Origin of the sequence: Spirosoma pollinicola (assembly GCF_002831565.1) — a bacterium.
GTDB lineage: Bacteria > Bacteroidota > Bacteroidia > Cytophagales > Spirosomataceae > Spirosoma > Spirosoma pollinicola.
Genome location: NZ_CP025096.1, coordinates 8,715,407 through 8,731,628, shown reverse-complemented (window position 1 = coordinate 8,731,628; position 16,222 = coordinate 8,715,407). Strand labels below are relative to the sequence as shown.

Sequence of the window (16,222 nt, the reverse complement as noted above, 5' to 3'; positions counted from 1 at the left end):
ACCCCTTAGTAAGTGCGGTGTGAGTAGTTGAGGGAATTGACTTTCTTTACCCAAAAAACGCACCATGAAACTTATCGTACTGCTTCTTTTTTCCTGCTCCGTCTTTGCTCAGGGCATTACCAAGGGAACGAATGTGATTATCATTTCAACTACTATGCCCGATTCAGCTCTTTATAAGGTTGCCGGAAAGTCATTGCTTGAGAATGGCTACACCATCAATAAGGCCAATCGGGATTTTATGGAAATACAGACGGACGCAAAGAAAGTGAAAGGTCGGAATTCATACCCCCGCCTGGTTGTGTCTGTTAATGACAGTAAGGTCAAGGTGTCCGGTTATTTTGGTTCTGAGTTTGGGCTTGAGTCAAATGTTACTAACGATATAACACGAATTACCTATCGGGGTATGTCCGGATCTCCCTTCATGGTTGCCTTTGAATCAATGAACGAGTACGCCAAGGGCCTGGCTGCAACCATAGGCGGCAATATCAGTTACGTAATTACGAAGTAATACAATGGATGAATTAAGTCTGTTTGATCCCAAAAACGTGTTCTATGAGCGTGATGGTTGGCACTATCTCACGGAAAATTATATCAAGCTCCTGTTAAGGTATGAGCTAATCATAGACGTTTCGGCGGGAGGCCTCGTTATTGCTCCTTCACACGCCGAAGGCGGCATAAACCTTATTTCGCCAATTCCCACCGGAGAGGTCGCCGTTACAGCCGAAATAGAAGGCGGGGAATATTTGGTAAATGCATTTGCGGCTCACGCGTACCATGACGAAATAGAACGAATTGATTCAGCATTTCCAAACAAGGCCATGCCATTTGAGCCTTACTTGCTACCAGAAGGAACAACCATCATTGACGGCTCAAGAAAGAATATTGGTGGCTTTATGGTGACACCCTATTTGTATTATCAAACAAACACTATTCGCGTTATCAATCGTAACGTAACAAAAGCTCACCTTGATTTTTTTGATAGGATAAACCGGGAAATTGTAGCAGAAGAGTAATCCAATTTTAATGAAAAATCAGTTTAGGTTGAACTACGCCAAAAGTAACCCAAAAGTATATCCACTTAATGGTGAGTATCTGCTAGGTACGCACCTCAACAAGTAGTCCGAAATGTAAACTATTGTAAACGCACCTGAGGGTAGGTGACACTGAGTGCCTGTACACCAAAAAGGTAAAGTAAGGTAAAGTCACCTCGGGGTAAGTAGTGGTCTCCGCCCGGCCCGACTTTTCTCTTTCCTCCCTTAAGTTTGTCAAAAGAGGGAGCGTTAAGCTGACCTCTTTTGACAAACTAATTCAATCAGATTAATTAGCTTAATCTGTTTAATTAGTTTAAGCAAGTAACGGCGCTATATACGTATACTCACTATCAAATAGTTACAAAGCATCCTCGGAACCGCTGACCACATACTCTGGAACCGCTGACCACATGAATTGGAACCGCTGACCACATACTCTGGAACCGCTGACCACATGAATTGGAACCGCTGACCACATGGTATCTAAGCACTCGCCTTTAAGGCCGGAATTTTAGGCGGCCTTATCTTGATTCGGTCGGTATCAATATTTGTAAGCCCACTATAGCCTGATATAATACCTGCCTTAATGAGCTTGTCAAGATTATTTTCAATTTGCTTTGTAGCCTTGCTAGGCTTGGTTTGATTCGTTTTAGCGTAATCGCATAAGTCAATTAAATAACCTCGATCATACTCAATGCATTGGTTTTTGTCCATTAATTGATTGAACCGAGTTTGGAACTGAAACCCTAAGAGAATTGCCTTAGCATCTTTATTGGCATCAAGATGTAGCAGACTATCAAAGTAAACGCTTGCCCTGGCTCCAAACAGGTGTGATTTGCCTGGCAATAGTTCACCTGAAAAGCGGTTTATAACCGTCCTGTCAAAATGTAAATCTTTACTGAGTGATTCCTTTGGGATCGATTGAAACTCCTTTTTAACCGAGTAGGTAGCTTCCAGGCGGAATAATTTTACCCCTTTCTCTTCTTTGAGTACCGGCTTTCCCTTGCCAGTTTTTTTATTGACTTGTTCTCCTATTATACTTACCGTAATTGACATCGCAGCCAGCATCTCAAGAATTTCGGTGAATTCTCGCCGTTGGGGGGTGTTGAACTTATTTTCGCCACTAGGCTTTAATACGAGCTCCATAACATCACTGATTGGAACTTCACGATAGGCAGCCGTGTCGTGAATATTGGCATACTTCATTAGGGCAAAAAAGGTCTGCAATACTTTGGCATCCCTAAGCTCCATGAGCCTATCAGCAAACTGTTCGGCGGTGCTAATGGCCAACCTTTCAGGATCGAAAATAAACTCAGTTTCTGTTTCCCTACCTGCGACCTTAAATGATGACTTCCTTGCTCTGGGGTTAGCGCTGCTGGCTGTGTATTGGTCTATTGCCCGGTCCCGATTTACGCCTTTTATAACCTTAGATAAGCTATCGGCAATAAATTTAGGCATAGCCCATTGTTTTGATGTCAGGTCTTTACTGTTTGGGAAAAGTCGGGCCTTAAGCTGGTCAATTGGTTCATTCTCAACATCAACCCCATTACTGATAGCTAAGGCCATGCGTAAAGCAACCGATATTCCCGCTGACTCAAAGTAGCCTGCCACTACTGATCGGATATGTTCAAGTCCTTCCTCATCTAATGGATGAGGGGTTTCCTCGCCGGTTGGATCGTCTTCTTTTACGGAGGTTAAGCGTAGTTTGTTTAGGTTGTGCAAGGTGAAACGACACCCCGCTATATTTTGCCCCGTATCGTCAAGCGTAACACTCACCTGCTTAAGAATAGCCGTAAAAAGGGGTAGTGCTACATTTATATCATTCTTTAGCTCTTCTGGTGTGTTCGGGCTTTCCACTAACTCAAGAAGAGAAATAAAAAACAGGTGGGTGAACTGAAGGTCTGCCAGTACCGTAGTTCCGTCCCCCTCAGCATTTGCCTGTATGCCAATATCAGAGAGTGTAATTTTATGGTTTGTGTTTGATCCGGTTATTTCAACCTGACCCGTTGTGGTGTCGTTTTTCATGGTTAAGCTTAGTGTTTAGGACTTGTTACTTTGGCCGCATTGCTGAGGTAATCCCAGATATCCCAATCATCGGGCTTGCCGACGCGGGCCTTAAGCACCTCAACATACCACTGATCCTTATGGGCGGGGTTGCCGTTATTATCAAGTGAAATCCGCTCTTCAATGTGTTTTAGTTCGGATTTACTAGGGCTTCCATGCCACTTTTTAGCGCAGTTCCAAATACCTATAATCTGATTGGCAATCCGCTCCAGATCACCCGCTTCACCTAACTTGCTGGCATGCATTTGAGCCAGGTTCATTACTTCCCGGTTGAACTGAGCGGCAAAGATCAAGGGCAATCCGGTATCAGTGGCTACCCGGTTAAAATCAGTACACATCTGCTTGATTTCCTCCTGTCGACTGGAGGTCCTGACCTTGCCAACGGGTAGGTTTATAAGCTGTATGTAGTCGACGAAAATAGCGCCAATATCCTCGGACGTACTCAGGTAGCGTATAGCCTCGTCAAGTTCGTCTGAGTTATAGGTAACATAGTGTACCTTAATAGTCCCCTTGTCAATCAACTCCCCAAAGAACTGAGCCCGCTTCTGATCAAAGACAATCTCTTTGCCCGGCTCGAATAAAGCCACCGAGTAATCCGGCTCACCAAACCTGCCCTTGCGCTGAATTCTTTTCTTACCCCGGAAGTGGTGCTCAATGCTTTCCCGGTTGTTGAAGCGGTTTAACCCATTATCACCAATGTATGTATTGAGCAAATTGATTAAGTACGCATCCTCATCAATCTCATAGCTAAAGATGTGAAACACCTTATCCGGGTAAAGCTCAGCCATATTCAAGGCCATATTAGCAATGAGAATAGACTTACCGTGTGAAGTTGCCCCGGCTAGTATTGTCATAGCCGCGGCCGATATAAGCAGCGGGTTTCCCATAATAGTGTAGCCACTCTCCAGGGTTTCGGGCCTTGCGGCAATTCGTTCCTTTAGCTGCTGTTCACTGGTAACGCGCGTGAGGGCGGCAAAGCTATCGGCTTTATCTTTCGCCTTGATTGAGCGGGCTTTCGTGGTGAGCAGGTCTAGTGCCTTGTTGGTGTCCGAGGTTTCGCCCGCTTCTTTAAGTAGTTTTTTCAGGCTGTCCGACTGCTCTCGCTCAAATTCGGCCCGGCGTATCTTGTCTACAGTTTCGGCTATCGATGCCTCACTAATGCCGATTATTTGAACGTATTCGTTTGAGACGAATTCTCTAATGAACTGATCTTTATCAAGGCTGCTTAGTTTCGCGCTAATATGAATAGCCTCTTCCAAGAGATCCTCTTTCTCCTTAGGCAATAAGTCCCGGTCAGCATAGCGGAAAAACATCTGCCTTAGTTGGTAGTACCAAGACTCTATTGCTCCCTTTTTTACTGCGTCGTATCCGGCTACCCCTTGAGCTGTCAGGAGTTGGTCCAAATCCTTTATGCCATCGGGGTAGGTAGCTACCCACACCTTTAACTGTGGATATTCTTTCTGCAGAAAGGCAACCATACTATCGGTACCCTCCTCCCCATTACCGCCTGGTCCGTCATTGTCCAGCATTAATGTGATTCGGGTAGCACCGTACTTAATAGCCAGGTCAATCTGCGTCCGATTTTTAAACCCTTTACCCGTTCCGCCAAGTGCTACAATATTGGTGATACCAAGCACTGAGGCCCGAAGGGTATCCAGTGGGGATTCGACAAAAACCAGATCTTTGTCTTTGGCTACTGATTTTAGATTAAACAGGTACTCACCCCGACTAAAAGATGAATAAAGGTATTTTGGCTCCTGAATGTTATTTAGTACCCTGAAACACATTCCCTTGATGCGGCCAATATGATCCCGCCATGGAAAGGTTAACCGGTTTTGTGTCTCGATATAGCTCAGTATAGGCTTTAGGCTGGAGGTAACAGTTAGTATTTCGCTATCTGTGAAGCCGCACGAAACAAGGTATTTGTCCAGCAGGACAAGGCTAGGGAAAAAACCTAACTCCATTTTCGGGTTCGCCGGGTCCCGCTTTTCGTTGGGCCTCAATACTTCAGCCCTCGTATAGCCTCGCTCTTTCTCCAGATAGTCCCTTACTTTTCCGGCCATAGCCTGCGTAGCAACCGGGTTTCCTGCGTTGCTCAGGCAATCTATACAATAGGCGTTCGTGGCTTCCCATACGGCGGTAGTGCGCCGTTCTTTCTCTAATTGTTCGGCTTGCTCTGGCGTTAATTGCCGCTCACGTACTGATACCCCCGCCAGCTCAGCCAGCTTTCTAACAACGTCCCAGTGATTAGGTAGGTTATAGTAATCCTTTACGTAAGAATAGATTGCTTTACCTCCCTTTACGGCACCCTCTCTGAAGTCACCCAAAAAGTAGGGAGTCTCATTCAGGACGCTAACCGCCCCTTTACTGTTACCGGGTTCGTTGGTGACTTTGTGGCCAGTAGTCGACTTATACCCCTTTGCTGTCCGTACAAATCCAAATTCAGGGAAAGCCTCAGGGAGTACCTCAAATAGTGCTGGTATGATTTCGTTATCTAGCTGATTTTCTTCTAGTGTTGCGTTCATGATCTCTTTAAAATGGTGTCGATTCGGTTAGATAGTATTCATTGCTGAGGGTAAGACTTAATATACCCTGAGCGTACATCATAGCCAGCCCATTACGGGCGCGGTCGGGTGTCACATCGGTAACACTAGCCAGCCGCTCAATGGCTTCTGATTCGGTGTAGCTTCTTGCCCGAGCAAAGGACCGCTGCGCGATGGCCTCAAGTTTGGGGTTCATCGATTCAGTCGGTATCCTCTCGACCAAGGGCGGCAACGGTTCGGGCTTAATGGTCGTACTGGCCACCTCTACCAAATCCAGCCCACTAACTAGGGCTAACAGCGCCGAGTTCTTGCTGGCCAGCTTATGAAAGGCCATTGATTCGGTTCCCGACAGTCCAGATTTAAAATCAGGGGTGTTCGGTTGAGGAATAGCGCCCAACGTTGGGCCTTGAGTTTCTGGTGCAGACGTTAAGGCATCCGGCTCAGTAGGGAGTGAGCTGTCTGGTTTCGGCCGCTGGCCTAGCTTCGCGGTGGATATTCTTGCAGTCCTGCGGGCGTTGAATGTAACTCCACTCATGTACTACCTCGTTTGGGCGTGGCCTGGATAAAATTCTCTAATGATGTGCAGGAGTAGAGGTTCTAAACTACTCTTACGATTAGGAATCAATGGTTGAATCTTCTTGATAGCATAATCCATACGTGGCATCAACTCATACCATTCATGGCTAAGAATCTCCTGTTTGAGAACTTCCATAGAATAGGTAATAAAATGATGAGCAGCATTATGATCCATGTTAATAAAAAAGCGAATTTCTCTGAAAACCCGATAGAGGGTTTTAGGCTCTCCCAGCAGATACATGCGCAGGTGAAACTCAACGTAGTCCGCACTATTCAAAATATTCAGACTACCTTTTCTTAAGTCCAAATCAATACCCCACCCCAAGTAATTGGGCTTATCGCACAGAAACTTCTTAAGGCTTTCAATGTCAACGGTAGTGCCACTGAATGATTGATCAAGCAATGAGTCAAGTTTCATAGATCGCTCGATGATTAGGGTAGGTGTCTACTTGAATAGTCCGTTTTTTACTGTATCGAGTAGACTTAGCACCTGACGATAGGCCATTGCCTCTCCCTCGCATCTGGTTTCAAGTAATTTCTGAACCTGCTCTGACTCATTAGGATTCTCCTTGATTTGTCTCAGAGCTTTTTCCTTCCCCTCTGCAAATGATTCAACCATACTCTGTAATAAGGCGTACTGTGCGTCATTCATATAAGTACTTGATTATTAGTTGTTAAACTTCCGCTTTGCCTCCTTTCGTGGTTTGGCGGTTATGGTTTCTTACCAAATTGGCAACGATTTCGCGCACCTTATCAGACATACTTATTTCAGACTCCGCACACATCTGCTCAAATTGCTGTTTTAGCTTCGGGCTTAACCGAACCTGTAAGAAACTGACTTCCTTTGCCATAGCTATTAATTTAAGGTCTGCTAAAGCTAAGTATTTATATTGCAAAACACAATATATTTTTAGCAAATATTTGTATTGCTGATACCAATACACTAACTTTAACACCTGTTAAACGCACGTTCAAGTGATGTTAAAAAGGGGATATAACGGGTATAGTTAAGAGATGAGAATCGTGCATTCGTGATGGATACAACAATGAATCAAAACCAATCTTTGCAGACTAATCGTAACCAACCATCGGCGATTTCGACCAGACGACTAGCCTTGACCCGGTCAGCTGAGCAAGCCGCTAAGGCCTTTGAGCGGTCTTGGCAAAAGCAACAAACCAACCTAGACAGAGTACGAGCCTTGCAAAATCGGTTAAATCAGTTCCAGGCAAAGCTCGATGAACTAAAAGCAGAAGTCCCGTAGCGATGGAGTTAGAAACACCGAAAGAGTTCATCCGGCAATTAGCTGATGAATGGGTAAGTTTAGAACTACCCGGTGTGGACTTTGCTTATGCCGACTGTATCAAGATTATCGATGGACTACTCACAACAATCCAGGATCAACAGCGCACCAGGCAGACCTTTACGGCAATCCTGGATCAAGCCGCTGAACTGGCCAAGAGCTCGCTTTGGGTTGAGCGCGAAGTTAAATTTGAGATACTGGCGCACTCGATCGGCCGGGAAGAGTTATTAGCGCTTGAGCTGAAACACGCCCCTATCCTTGATGACCAGACGCTGGATTTATACAATGCCCGCAAAAGACGATTTACGTCAACAAATTAACTGACTTAACAATGAATGATTATCTAGTGGAGGTGTGGGACTGGTATAAACAGAATTGGTACCTGATCAAAGCTTTTCGACAGGATGCCATCACCACCGATTACCAACGCCTGGGCTTAGCGAAGGCGTTAGTCGACTCGCTCGCTAAACAGCACCCGGTGTTAAAATTTCGGCTCAACCAGATACTCAATTAACAACCATGGCAAAGAAACAGACTACCTCAACACTGGCCACCGGACCGGCTAGGTATGTAGCTTACTACCGGGTATCAACCAGGGCGCAGGGTGATTCCGGTTTAGGACTTGAAGCGCAGCGGGCCTCGGTGGCTGGCTACGTGAAAGGGGTTATACTTGCTGAGTTTACGGAGGTCGAATCTGGTAAGAATAACCAACGGGTAAAGCTTGCTGAGGCCATCGACCGGGCAAAGAAAGAGAACGCGGTCTTAGTTATTGCCAAGCTCGACCGGCTAAGCCGTAACGCGTCGTTTATCTTCACGCTGAGGGATTCGGGCGTTAACTTTCAATGCGTTGATATGCCCGATGCCAACACCCTGACTATTGGTATTTTTGCGACGCTGGCCCAGCACGAACGGGAACTCATCAGCTCCCGCACCAAATCAGCCTTGCAGGCTAAACTAGCGCAGGGAGCGACCTTAGGCAAACCGGAGAACATGACCCCCGAGGCTCAGGCTAAGGGGGCCGCAGCCAACCGGCAACGGGCTATTAATAATCCAGAGTCTCGCAAAGCTGAAGGCTTGGCCAAGGAGCTGCGAAGAAGCAAGAAGACCTACACCGAGATAGCAGAGAAACTCAATCAGTTTGGCTTTAAGACGGCTCAGGGCTGCGAATTTTACCCCATGCAGGTGAAGCGGCTACTAGATCGGGTTATGATTGACTAACTGTCAGTTCCAGGCTACGCAGGTAATGAGACTCATCAAGCGGAAAACAGTCAACCCCGGCTAGCTGTTCATCAGGTAAATCTTTGTTATCACCCTGTATCTACCGCTAATGACCAGCGACCAACAGCCCTTCAATTCTCCTGACAATCTTACCCAGCGACTCAACATTGACTTGGCCCTCGAAGCGGCTGGCTTAGGCATTTGGGAATTTGACTTAGCCACGGGCGGTATCAACTGGGACGAACGATGTGGCGCACTTTATGGCTTCACGCAGGGCTTCCAGATTGCTTACGAGAAATTTATTGAGTGCGTGCATCCTGATGATGTCGTTCTCTTAGGGGAGGAACTACAACGCCTGTCGACACTGGACTCCCATGGCCGTTATGACGTAACCTATCGCGTCAATACTATCCAGGATGGGCGCCTGCGCTGGATACGCTCGTATGGACAGGCCACGTTCGCCAAATCGGGCGAGTTGATTCGCTTTGCGGGCGTAGCTCAGGATGTTACCCAGCAGGTAAAGGAACATACCCAAGAACTCGAATCCACTAATGAAGAATTGGCCGCTACCAACGAACAACTAACGGTCATCAATGAAGAGATGCTGGCCAGTAACAACGCCCTGGAAAGAGCCAACTCAGACCTGCTCCGCTCGAATGAGAACCTTGAGCAGTTTGCCTACATCGCCTCCCATGATTTGCAGGAGCCCCTACGCAAGATTCAGCAGTTTAGTGATCTGCTAAAAAAACAGTATAGGGCTGACCCGGATGGGGAAGAATGGGCTTACCTGGAACGGATGCAGAATGCTGCCAGCCGCATGTCCCTGTTGATTAAGGACTTGTTAACCTTCTCCCGCATCTCGACCAGTCAGGTCTTGGCTCGGCCTCTGCCCTTGAATGAAGTGATTAGTCAAGTTATCGAGGATTTGTCAGTGGCCATCGAAGAGAGCGGGGCTCAGATCCAGGTTGGCTTTTTGCCCATGGTTCAGGGTGACCGTACCCAGCTAAGTCAGCTTTTTCAGAATTTATTATCGAACGCGGTCAAGTTTCGCCATCGGGCTATGTCCGGGCAGGTGGTGAGGCCCCAGATCAGTGTCCGGGCCAGCCTAGTATTCCGGGATGAGTTACCTGTCTTGCTCCAGGTCCCACCATCCGCCGAGGTATATCACCGCATCGAGGTGGCCGATAACGGGGTGGGCTTCGATGAGAAGTATGCGGACCGGATCTTTCAGGTGTTTCAGCGGCTGCACGGCAAGAACGAGTTTGCTGGTACGGGCATTGGCCTGGCGGTAGTGCAGAAAATAGTGACCAATCACGGGGGTGCCATTACGGCCAGCAGTCAGCCGGGACAGGGCGCTACCTTCAGCGTGTATCTACCCGTGTAGCTAATAAAAGCTAGTCTGGCGTTACAGCTATACCATTGTAGTCAGCCGTATTAAGTAGATGGTGCCTGTCTCAATTTCTGTGCTCACAAGCAACGAGCACTCCTTTACCATTCATTCGTGATTCTCCTGATCTTCCCGTTCGAACCAGACTCGAGGTACCGTGGCCGTCTGATACCAGTAGTTTCGTAGCTGACTGACGTACTGTTTCCAACCGCTGTAGGTGTCTGGTTTCTGGGTGAAGGCCGTCGCTCCGGCCAGCCAGGCAGCCTTCTTATCGACTTCTTCCTGGCTGGAGGACAAGATAACGACGGGCAATAACGTACCCTGAGGATGAGTTCGAATCAAGTGCAGAAACTCCATACCGCTGGGGCCAATGGATAGATTAATATCCAGTAGCACTAATACCGGGCCCCGACCGGTTAAATCACTCAAATAGCGGGAAGCATCCGCAAAGCTAATAACATGGATAAATACAGCTTCTGGGAAATGGTCCCGGGCTGACCGGTTCAACAGGTCAGCGATGTGGGGATCGTCATCGACTAATAAAATGGGGAAGGTACCAGGCATAATAAGTGGTAATAGTTAACCTGAGCAATAACCTGCCAATTATAACTAAATTTTTTATCCATTGCCGGATCCATTATCTGCTTATGTCTGATGACTGGATCGTGGGGTTGTCGAGACAAGTTTATGTGAGGCGTCAGCCGGGGAGGTATTCCCTACGTACAGGTAGACAAGGCTGTGACGATAAGGGAATGGTCCTACTCAAACCTAAATCAACTACTTAGCATCCCAACGGTCTGGTTATTAAACACTAGTAATAAAATAAGTGTTGCTGGACCATCATTGCTCTGCTTTCACCAAGGCGATTAACGCTTTCGGGTTGGTCGAGTTGCTCGACTATCAACTATGAAGCTGAACTGGCCTTTGCGTTTTGACAGGAGTACACCCCGGCGGTTGGAGCCAGTCCGCTTTACCGCTCCCTTTGCCCATCCAGTTTCCCCGGCTGTGCCATTCGCCCCGGCACCTGTATCACTCTTTGAATTTAACCATCTTCTTGCTCGCTATAAACGAGCGGGTTTCGAGGGGTACCAGACATGGTACCAACGGCAGCAGACCTATTTCTTCCACCTTAAAACACCTATTAGTATGCTCGCTCACACCATTATTAACCCCTTTACATCCCCCGAGTGGATGATCGAAGACTGGTCCATTAAATTCATGTTGTCAGAAAGGCTACTGACCCATGCCCGCAAGCAATCTAATACGCCCAACTGGTATGAAGATCCGCTCATAGCCGCTACCTGGGGTGGCGTGATTGCTATGTGTTTTCGTAGTGTTCAAGCCTATCACAAGAGCTTCGCTATTTTACCCATGGTAGGAGACCGCTTATTCAATGAAGATACGGGCTGGCGGATTCAGGACCGCTCGATTGACGGGGATCTGATGACCATTACTTTTACACTGGATAGTTAGGCATGAGCTCAAAGCAAGGCAAAATGCACCTCTATGGTTATGGATCCGACATAGAATAAGTATGCTACACTGTCTTCACCGTTTCCCTACGCCAAAGGGAGCATAATTGTTTCCCACCAGAACATGCGTAGTCGCTCAAAATAAGTACTCCACTCAGCGGCAGTTAATGGTTTGAGATAAAAGCCACTGGCCCCACTACTATAAGCCCGGCGGATGTCCTCCGGGTCGGTCGATGAACTCATGACCAGGATAGGTATTTGCTGGCAATGACACTCCAGAAGTTTGGTTCGGATGGCTTCCAGTGAATCGAGGCCGTCTATCAATAAGGGCAAGTACAGGTTATGCAGGATGAGCTTCGGCAGTAAGCCTTTGTCAGAAAGATTTTGGTCCAGGTATTCCAGAGCCTGATGAGCATTGACAACGTGCTTTACGCTCACTTCGGGTAGATGCCTTCTGAGCATCATACTGACAATAAGCCAGATATCCGGGTTGTCTTCGACGACAAGTAGGGTGGCTTGTGCGAAATTGTGTTCAGCGACCACTGCGTGATAGTCAGGTTCCATACACTTGGTAAGTTAGTTAATCGCTTAACTACCGGACGTGCCAGTGCGCGGTGTAGTCAGTCTCAAAGTGAGCCAGTGGGCGTACATGAAAAGGACTAGACCCCTTTGCTCCTGACAGTCGCGGTTTGAAACCGCGACTGTCCTAGCTTTAGGAATTAGTATGTCCGGATAGTTCTTCGTTTCGGTTTAAATACCGTTTCTGGCGGTATTTATGACCATCTTTAAAGGATGTTTGAAAGGGGACCCATGTACTCAACCTTGCGTACATACTACGTCATTCCTGCGTACATATTACGGCACTTGTACGGACACATGCCACCCAAATCAATTCGACTTAGTGTCGAAAATCAACTCAACCTAATGTCGAGCCCCCTGTTTAACCTTGGGCCGTACCTAAAATTAGGTACATGGCTTATTGTATATTTTCCAGTGTATAATTCAGATAGGCCGTAGGGTGTAACAATCTATCACGCCCCTATAATCTCAAGAACGACAGCGCAACCTTGTGCCCTCTCCTTTTTTCATAGATTAGTGAAAAAGTCTAAGGATGGGTACACAGATTGTTGACCCATCGGAGTAGGCGCTATTGCAGTGTAATGCAAAGGGTAGTAAAAGTCCCTACCCCTATGGGTTTCACTGTCTCCGTTTGAAACCGCAACTGTCAACGCGCTACGGATCGGGCAAAGGGTCGCGTTTGAAACACTACCCTTTTATATTTTCCAGTATATAGTTTGCCGGGCCTTAATGTGACTCATGATCACACTTGAAAAGCCGGGGCAAAGGGTGTCCACTCTATTGGACACCCTTTTATGGATAGTATCTACCTGCTGTAGATATTATGGACACTAGGTAGTAAACGGTGGGGGTTCGACATTGTGTCGAGTTCAATTAAAGAAAGGTACTACCTAAATGGAACTACCTTTAGCTTGGACGCTATTGCATGGCTATTGCACTTCAGTTGCAGATGTGCAATAAGTAAAGGGTCGCTGTCGGGTTTTGGACTAAGCACCCCGATAGCAGACCGACTGCAAGCCGACAGCGGTTTGTATAGCGCTTGTATAGTAGACCTCCGTAGCTTGTACGGAAACTTACGTACATCACCATAAAACAAAAAAGGTTAAAGAGAGTCCCCTTAACCTTTTCTCAATCACATTCATTGGCAGTTTAACAAAATCTTAACCGTTCCCGGTGGTTCGCTGACCTCTTTGCGCCCTATTGATAGCTAGTAGTAAATCCGGTCCGGCTACCTTAAACTGTCCGTCAAGTTGAACAACAACGCTCTGCCCGCCCATAGCCGCGTAAGGCTTTGTAAATGGATTATCAGTAGCATACCCGTGAGCGGTCGTAATAGCCCCTGATTTCATTAGCTGACTAGCAATCAGGCTAGCCCCTTTGTCAACCGGCGTAACCCACTCGCCCCCGCCCCCGCGTGCTTTGCTGGTTTCGGCTACATTAATAAAGGCTGAATTAGTAAACAGTCCACCTTTTTCGTAGCCCTTTATGTTCCCCCCAATGCCTTTGGTACTTGATTGGATAAGGGTACCCAGGGCAATAAGTCCAATACCTGCAACCAGGGCAATAGCCGGGTTCATTGTCTCAAAGGCAATCTTAATTGACTTCAACCCAATTGCTGCTTCAATGGCAATAACGCCTAACTGTTTCAGCATACCACCGAGTGCGGAAAGTAGCATTGTGGGGAGCTGATCAATGCCACTCGTACCAGCAAGCATCCCGCCGATAACTTCACCCATGCCCGTGAAGACGGTTACGGCTGTTTGTTTTAAGATGTCAGCAACATCTTGCTTCATTTTTCGCAAGGTTGCCGGTAGTTTGGCGGCTGAATCATCCAGGACTTTAAAGCCGATATTGTCGCCCCCGAAACTAGCGTTTACGGGTAAGGTATCTTTTCTTTTATCCTCAGCATTGAATTCGGCCGCCGCCATCGTTTCGCTAACCTTTTGATTGATCTGGCTAACCTTGGCAATGTATTTATCTAATTCATCTAGTGTGCTCTGTGGTATTACTTCACCCTTTTCGCTAAGCTTGGTAATATTGGCCTGTAGCTTATTAATTTCCTCGTTATAGCCTGCCAGGGTATTTACTTTCAATACGTCGTTAAAGCGGTCAAACAAGCCGCCTACCTGTTGAAGAGGGGCGACTGTTTTTAGAAGCACATCCCTGACGCGCCCAATGGTTTCAATGGTTTTGGATTTGTCGCCTAGGTCGATTGATTTATTTGAGGCTTTCCATGCGTCAATATCCACTAATTGCTTAAACAGGGCTACCTGCGTACCATTCTCGCCGGTTTCTTTATACCGCTGCGTGAGTCGCTTTAGAATATTCTCGTTTGTAGTTAAACTAACAGACTGGCTGTCGACATAGGCTTTATGTTTCTTGGTCGACGCGGTGGCGCCATCAATCTGCCGGGTTAGACGGTCGTATTCAGCCTGAAGCTTTGATACATCCTCGTGATTTAGATTTCCATCGTCTATTTGCTTACCAAGGGTATCCTTTTTCTTTTTAAGGTCATCAATATCTAATCTTGATTTGGTCGGTGCTTTATAAAAAGTGAAGTCACGCTTTATGTGTTCATCGCGGGCCATCTGGCCATTGATCCGGTTCAGCTCAGCCAGTAAATTTTTTGCGTTTGAAAGGTCAGATGTGAATTCAGCTTTACCCCCTCCAAAAACGGTATTAGCTCGCTCGGAAAGTTTCTTCTGAAGGCTCGCAATTTCATCCTGTAGCAACTCAATACGGGCCTGACGTTTGCCAGGGTCCATGCCTGCAAACTCTTGCTTCTTAGTGGCATTGTCGCTAAGCTGACCAATTCTTCGACTCGTGTCCTGATAACCGCCGAAGAAAACAAGCCAGTCTTTTGAGTGAACCGCCTCCCGAATTCCCTTCAGGTAGTCCGCAGTGCCGTTGCCAATCTTGGTAAAGAAAAGATCAATTCCACTAGTTTTTGAGAATTCAGCAATGAACAACTTAAGTTGATCCGTGGCACGAGTCCACCCCCCGGCCATTGTATTGACATTTTCAAGTGCAGCATCACCAAAGGATTTATCTAACTCGGTGGCTAATTTTGGTAGTAAATCAACGGCTAAAACCTCACCACTTTGCAGCATCTTGTTTAGGCCTTGCGTGGTGGTGCTCATGGCACGAGCAGCCATTTGGAAAGCTCCGAAAAGCCGCTCTCCGACCTGTCCCTTAAGTTCTTCACTCATGACCGTACCCTTGCTGAGCATTTGCCCAAAGGCGCGTAGTGTCCCGGTGGTGTCTTCCGTACTTAACTGTAAGGCAGCACTAGCCTTTGCCACCGATAGAAAGATTCGCTCAGCTTCGGCACCCTTTAATATAGTATCATTCGTATTGGCCTTGAAGCCTACGTATGATTGAGAAAGGGCTTCAATGGAAAGCCCGTACCGGTCGGAGGCACTCTGAAGAAAGCGTTGAGTTTGGGCATAGTCAGCGGTTGAGGTAGATACGGCCTTAATAGCGGTATCCATGCGCTGGAAGGTTGATGCAATCTGTAATCCCTGTTTTAGTGCTGAAAAGGCAGCCGTAACGCTCAGCACCCCTCCCGATAATTTTGTTAGCGAGCTGAGGGCCGATGAGCTACCGCGATCAATCCTTGACGCCAATTGTTCACTGGCTTGCCCGGCCGCCCTGCCAAGTTGCGCGAGCTGAGCGGTGGCCCTAACCATACCCTGCTCAAAATTGGTTAGGGTAGCCGTTAGGGAAACATTTAATTCTCTATTCATTGGCTTCTATGGTTGGAGTTACCCCCATTGCGCTGGCCAGCATGGCAAAGGTTTGGTGAGGGTTGGCGTCGGCGTACTTTTTCGCTTTTACGATCTGGTTATCACCCGGCAGCGGCATAAATTCCTGCTCAGTTACCATTGGTGTAAAGTTGGCATTATGATACAAGGTGGCCAGCCTTCGGTTATCTCTCAGACTAGCCAGCTCTCGATCATTTACCCCCTTCAGGAGTGCCATTGTCTCCGTACCGGTTAGGTCGTAATAGGCTTCAGGTGAAATATTCAGCTTAGCCATAACGGTGAATTTC

18 protein-coding genes are annotated in these 16,222 nt (G+C 47.1%); 8 read left to right on the top strand and 10 right to left on the bottom strand.

The features are described from left to right. Positions 1–64: 64 nt before the first annotated feature. Both CWM47_RS37510 and CWM47_RS37505 read left to right on the top strand, forming a co-directional pair. Entirely contained in the window at positions 65–508 is a 444-nt protein-coding gene (locus CWM47_RS37510; protein WP_100993577.1) for a hypothetical protein, read from the top strand. A 4-nt stretch (positions 509–512) separates the two neighbouring features. Then, the gene (locus tag CWM47_RS37505; protein WP_100993575.1) at positions 513–1,013 is read left to right on the top strand and encodes a hypothetical protein; all 501 of its coding nucleotides are present in this window, start codon (positions 513–515) and stop codon (positions 1,011–1,013) included. 501 nt (positions 1,014–1,514) lie between these two features. On the opposite strand, the gene CWM47_RS37500 is transcribed toward CWM47_RS37505, so the two are convergent. The 6 genes from CWM47_RS37500 to CWM47_RS38695 are packed head-to-tail and all read right to left on the bottom strand — an operon-like array spanning position 1,515 to position 7,065. Further along, positions 1,515–3,056, bottom strand: coding sequence for a hypothetical protein (locus tag CWM47_RS37500; protein WP_100993574.1), 1,542 nt, complete (start codon positions 3,054–3,056; stop codon positions 1,515–1,517). 8 nt (positions 3,057–3,064) lie between these two features. Continuing rightward, a complete protein-coding gene (locus tag CWM47_RS37495) occupies positions 3,065–5,620 on the bottom strand; it encodes a DnaB-like helicase C-terminal domain-containing protein (protein ID WP_100993573.1) in 2,556 nt (851 codons plus the stop codon). Between the two features lie 7 nt (positions 5,621–5,627). Then, positions 5,628–6,173 (bottom strand): hypothetical protein, encoded by a 546-nt coding sequence (locus CWM47_RS37490; RefSeq protein WP_157816221.1) that lies wholly within the window; start codon positions 6,171–6,173, stop codon positions 5,628–5,630. A 3-nt stretch (positions 6,174–6,176) separates the two neighbouring features. Next, a complete protein-coding gene (locus tag CWM47_RS37485) occupies positions 6,177–6,632 on the bottom strand; it encodes a hypothetical protein (RefSeq protein WP_100993569.1) in 456 nt (151 codons plus the stop codon). Positions 6,633–6,659: 27 nt separating this feature from the next. Further along, complete coding sequence (locus CWM47_RS37480) at positions 6,660–6,866, bottom strand: hypothetical protein (RefSeq protein ID WP_100993567.1); 207 nt, start codon at positions 6,864–6,866, stop codon at positions 6,660–6,662. A 22-nt stretch (positions 6,867–6,888) separates the two neighbouring features. Further along, a complete protein-coding gene (locus CWM47_RS38695; RefSeq protein ID WP_157816220.1) occupies positions 6,889–7,065 on the bottom strand; it encodes a ribbon-helix-helix protein, CopG family in 177 nt (58 codons plus the stop codon). Between the two features lie 195 nt (positions 7,066–7,260). Here CWM47_RS38695 and CWM47_RS37470 point away from each other — a divergent pair, with 195 nt between their 5' ends. From CWM47_RS37470 to CWM47_RS37450, 5 genes are all read left to right on the top strand, one after another. Next, positions 7,261–7,476, top strand: coding sequence for a hypothetical protein (locus CWM47_RS37470; protein WP_100993563.1), 216 nt, complete (start codon positions 7,261–7,263; stop codon positions 7,474–7,476). A 2-nt stretch (positions 7,477–7,478) separates the two neighbouring features. Continuing rightward, a complete protein-coding gene (locus CWM47_RS37465; RefSeq protein WP_100993561.1) occupies positions 7,479–7,835 on the top strand; it encodes a hypothetical protein in 357 nt (118 codons plus the stop codon). Positions 7,836–7,846: 11 nt separating this feature from the next. Continuing rightward, a complete protein-coding gene (locus CWM47_RS37460) occupies positions 7,847–8,029 on the top strand; it encodes a hypothetical protein (protein ID WP_100993559.1) in 183 nt (60 codons plus the stop codon). A 5-nt stretch (positions 8,030–8,034) separates the two neighbouring features. After that, positions 8,035–8,733 (top strand): recombinase family protein, encoded by a 699-nt coding sequence (locus CWM47_RS37455; RefSeq protein ID WP_100993558.1) that lies wholly within the window; start codon positions 8,035–8,037, stop codon positions 8,731–8,733. Between the two features lie 109 nt (positions 8,734–8,842). Beyond that, positions 8,843–10,117 carry a sensor histidine kinase gene (locus CWM47_RS37450; RefSeq protein ID WP_100993556.1) on the top strand — a complete coding sequence of 425 codons (1,275 nt, stop codon included), beginning with the start codon at positions 8,843–8,845 and terminating at the stop codon, positions 10,115–10,117. 111 nt (positions 10,118–10,228) lie between these two features. Here the strand turns inward: CWM47_RS37450 and CWM47_RS37445 are convergent, their stop codons facing one another. Further along, positions 10,229–10,684: a response regulator gene (locus CWM47_RS37445; protein ID WP_100993554.1), complete on the bottom strand. Its 456-nt coding sequence runs from the start codon at positions 10,682–10,684 to the stop codon at positions 10,229–10,231. 342 nt (positions 10,685–11,026) lie between these two features. Between CWM47_RS37445 and CWM47_RS37440 the strand changes: the two genes are divergently transcribed. Beyond that, entirely contained in the window at positions 11,027–11,593 is a 567-nt protein-coding gene (locus CWM47_RS37440; protein WP_100993552.1) for a hypothetical protein, read from the top strand. A gap of 86 nt (positions 11,594–11,679) precedes the next feature. Here CWM47_RS37440 and CWM47_RS37435 read toward each other — a convergent pair whose 3' ends face one another. From CWM47_RS37435 to CWM47_RS37425, 3 genes are all read right to left on the bottom strand, one after another. Further along, positions 11,680–12,156 (bottom strand): response regulator, encoded by a 477-nt coding sequence (locus CWM47_RS37435; RefSeq protein ID WP_100993550.1) that lies wholly within the window; start codon positions 12,154–12,156, stop codon positions 11,680–11,682. Positions 12,157–13,331: 1,175 nt separating this feature from the next. Continuing rightward, positions 13,332–15,917, bottom strand: coding sequence for a tape measure protein (locus CWM47_RS37430; protein WP_100993548.1), 2,586 nt, complete (start codon positions 15,915–15,917; stop codon positions 13,332–13,334). Further along, a complete protein-coding gene (locus CWM47_RS37425) occupies positions 15,910–16,209 on the bottom strand; it encodes a hypothetical protein (protein ID WP_100993546.1) in 300 nt (99 codons plus the stop codon). Before CWM47_RS37425 ends, CWM47_RS37430 begins: the two co-directional genes overlap by 8 nt. Positions 16,210–16,222: the final 13 nt, after the last annotated feature.

Coding starts and splice junctions, on each gene's coding strand:
- CWM47_RS37510 (WP_100993577.1), top strand. CDS start 65: ATGAAACTTATCGTACTGCTTCTTTTTTCCTGCTCCGTCTTTGCTCAG.
- CWM47_RS37505 (WP_100993575.1), top strand. CDS start 513: ATGGATGAATTAAGTCTGTTTGATCCCAAAAACGTGTTCTATGAGCGT.
- CWM47_RS37500 (WP_100993574.1), bottom strand. CDS start 3,056: ATGAAAAACGACACCACAACGGGTCAGGTTGAAATAACCGGATCAAAC.
- CWM47_RS37495 (WP_100993573.1), bottom strand. CDS start 5,620: ATGAACGCAACACTAGAAGAAAATCAGCTAGATAACGAAATCATACCA.
- CWM47_RS37490 (WP_157816221.1), bottom strand. CDS start 6,173: ATGAGTGGAGTTACATTCAACGCCCGCAGGACTGCAAGAATATCCACC.
- CWM47_RS37485 (WP_100993569.1), bottom strand. CDS start 6,632: ATGAAACTTGACTCATTGCTTGATCAATCATTCAGTGGCACTACCGTT.
- CWM47_RS37480 (WP_100993567.1), bottom strand. CDS start 6,866: ATGAATGACGCACAGTACGCCTTATTACAGAGTATGGTTGAATCATTT.
- CWM47_RS38695 (WP_157816220.1), bottom strand. CDS start 7,065: ATGGCAAAGGAAGTCAGTTTCTTACAGGTTCGGTTAAGCCCGAAGCTA.
- CWM47_RS37470 (WP_100993563.1), top strand. CDS start 7,261: ATGAATCAAAACCAATCTTTGCAGACTAATCGTAACCAACCATCGGCG.
- CWM47_RS37465 (WP_100993561.1), top strand. CDS start 7,479: ATGGAGTTAGAAACACCGAAAGAGTTCATCCGGCAATTAGCTGATGAA.
- CWM47_RS37460 (WP_100993559.1), top strand. CDS start 7,847: ATGAATGATTATCTAGTGGAGGTGTGGGACTGGTATAAACAGAATTGG.
- CWM47_RS37455 (WP_100993558.1), top strand. CDS start 8,035: ATGGCAAAGAAACAGACTACCTCAACACTGGCCACCGGACCGGCTAGG.
- CWM47_RS37450 (WP_100993556.1), top strand. CDS start 8,843: ATGACCAGCGACCAACAGCCCTTCAATTCTCCTGACAATCTTACCCAG.
- CWM47_RS37445 (WP_100993554.1), bottom strand. CDS start 10,684: ATGCCTGGTACCTTCCCCATTTTATTAGTCGATGACGATCCCCACATC.
- CWM47_RS37440 (WP_100993552.1), top strand. CDS start 11,027: ATGAAGCTGAACTGGCCTTTGCGTTTTGACAGGAGTACACCCCGGCGG.
- CWM47_RS37435 (WP_100993550.1), bottom strand. CDS start 12,156: ATGGAACCTGACTATCACGCAGTGGTCGCTGAACACAATTTCGCACAA.
- CWM47_RS37430 (WP_100993548.1), bottom strand. CDS start 15,917: ATGAATAGAGAATTAAATGTTTCCCTAACGGCTACCCTAACCAATTTT.
- CWM47_RS37425 (WP_100993546.1), bottom strand. CDS start 16,209: ATGGCTAAGCTGAATATTTCACCTGAAGCCTATTACGACCTAACCGGT.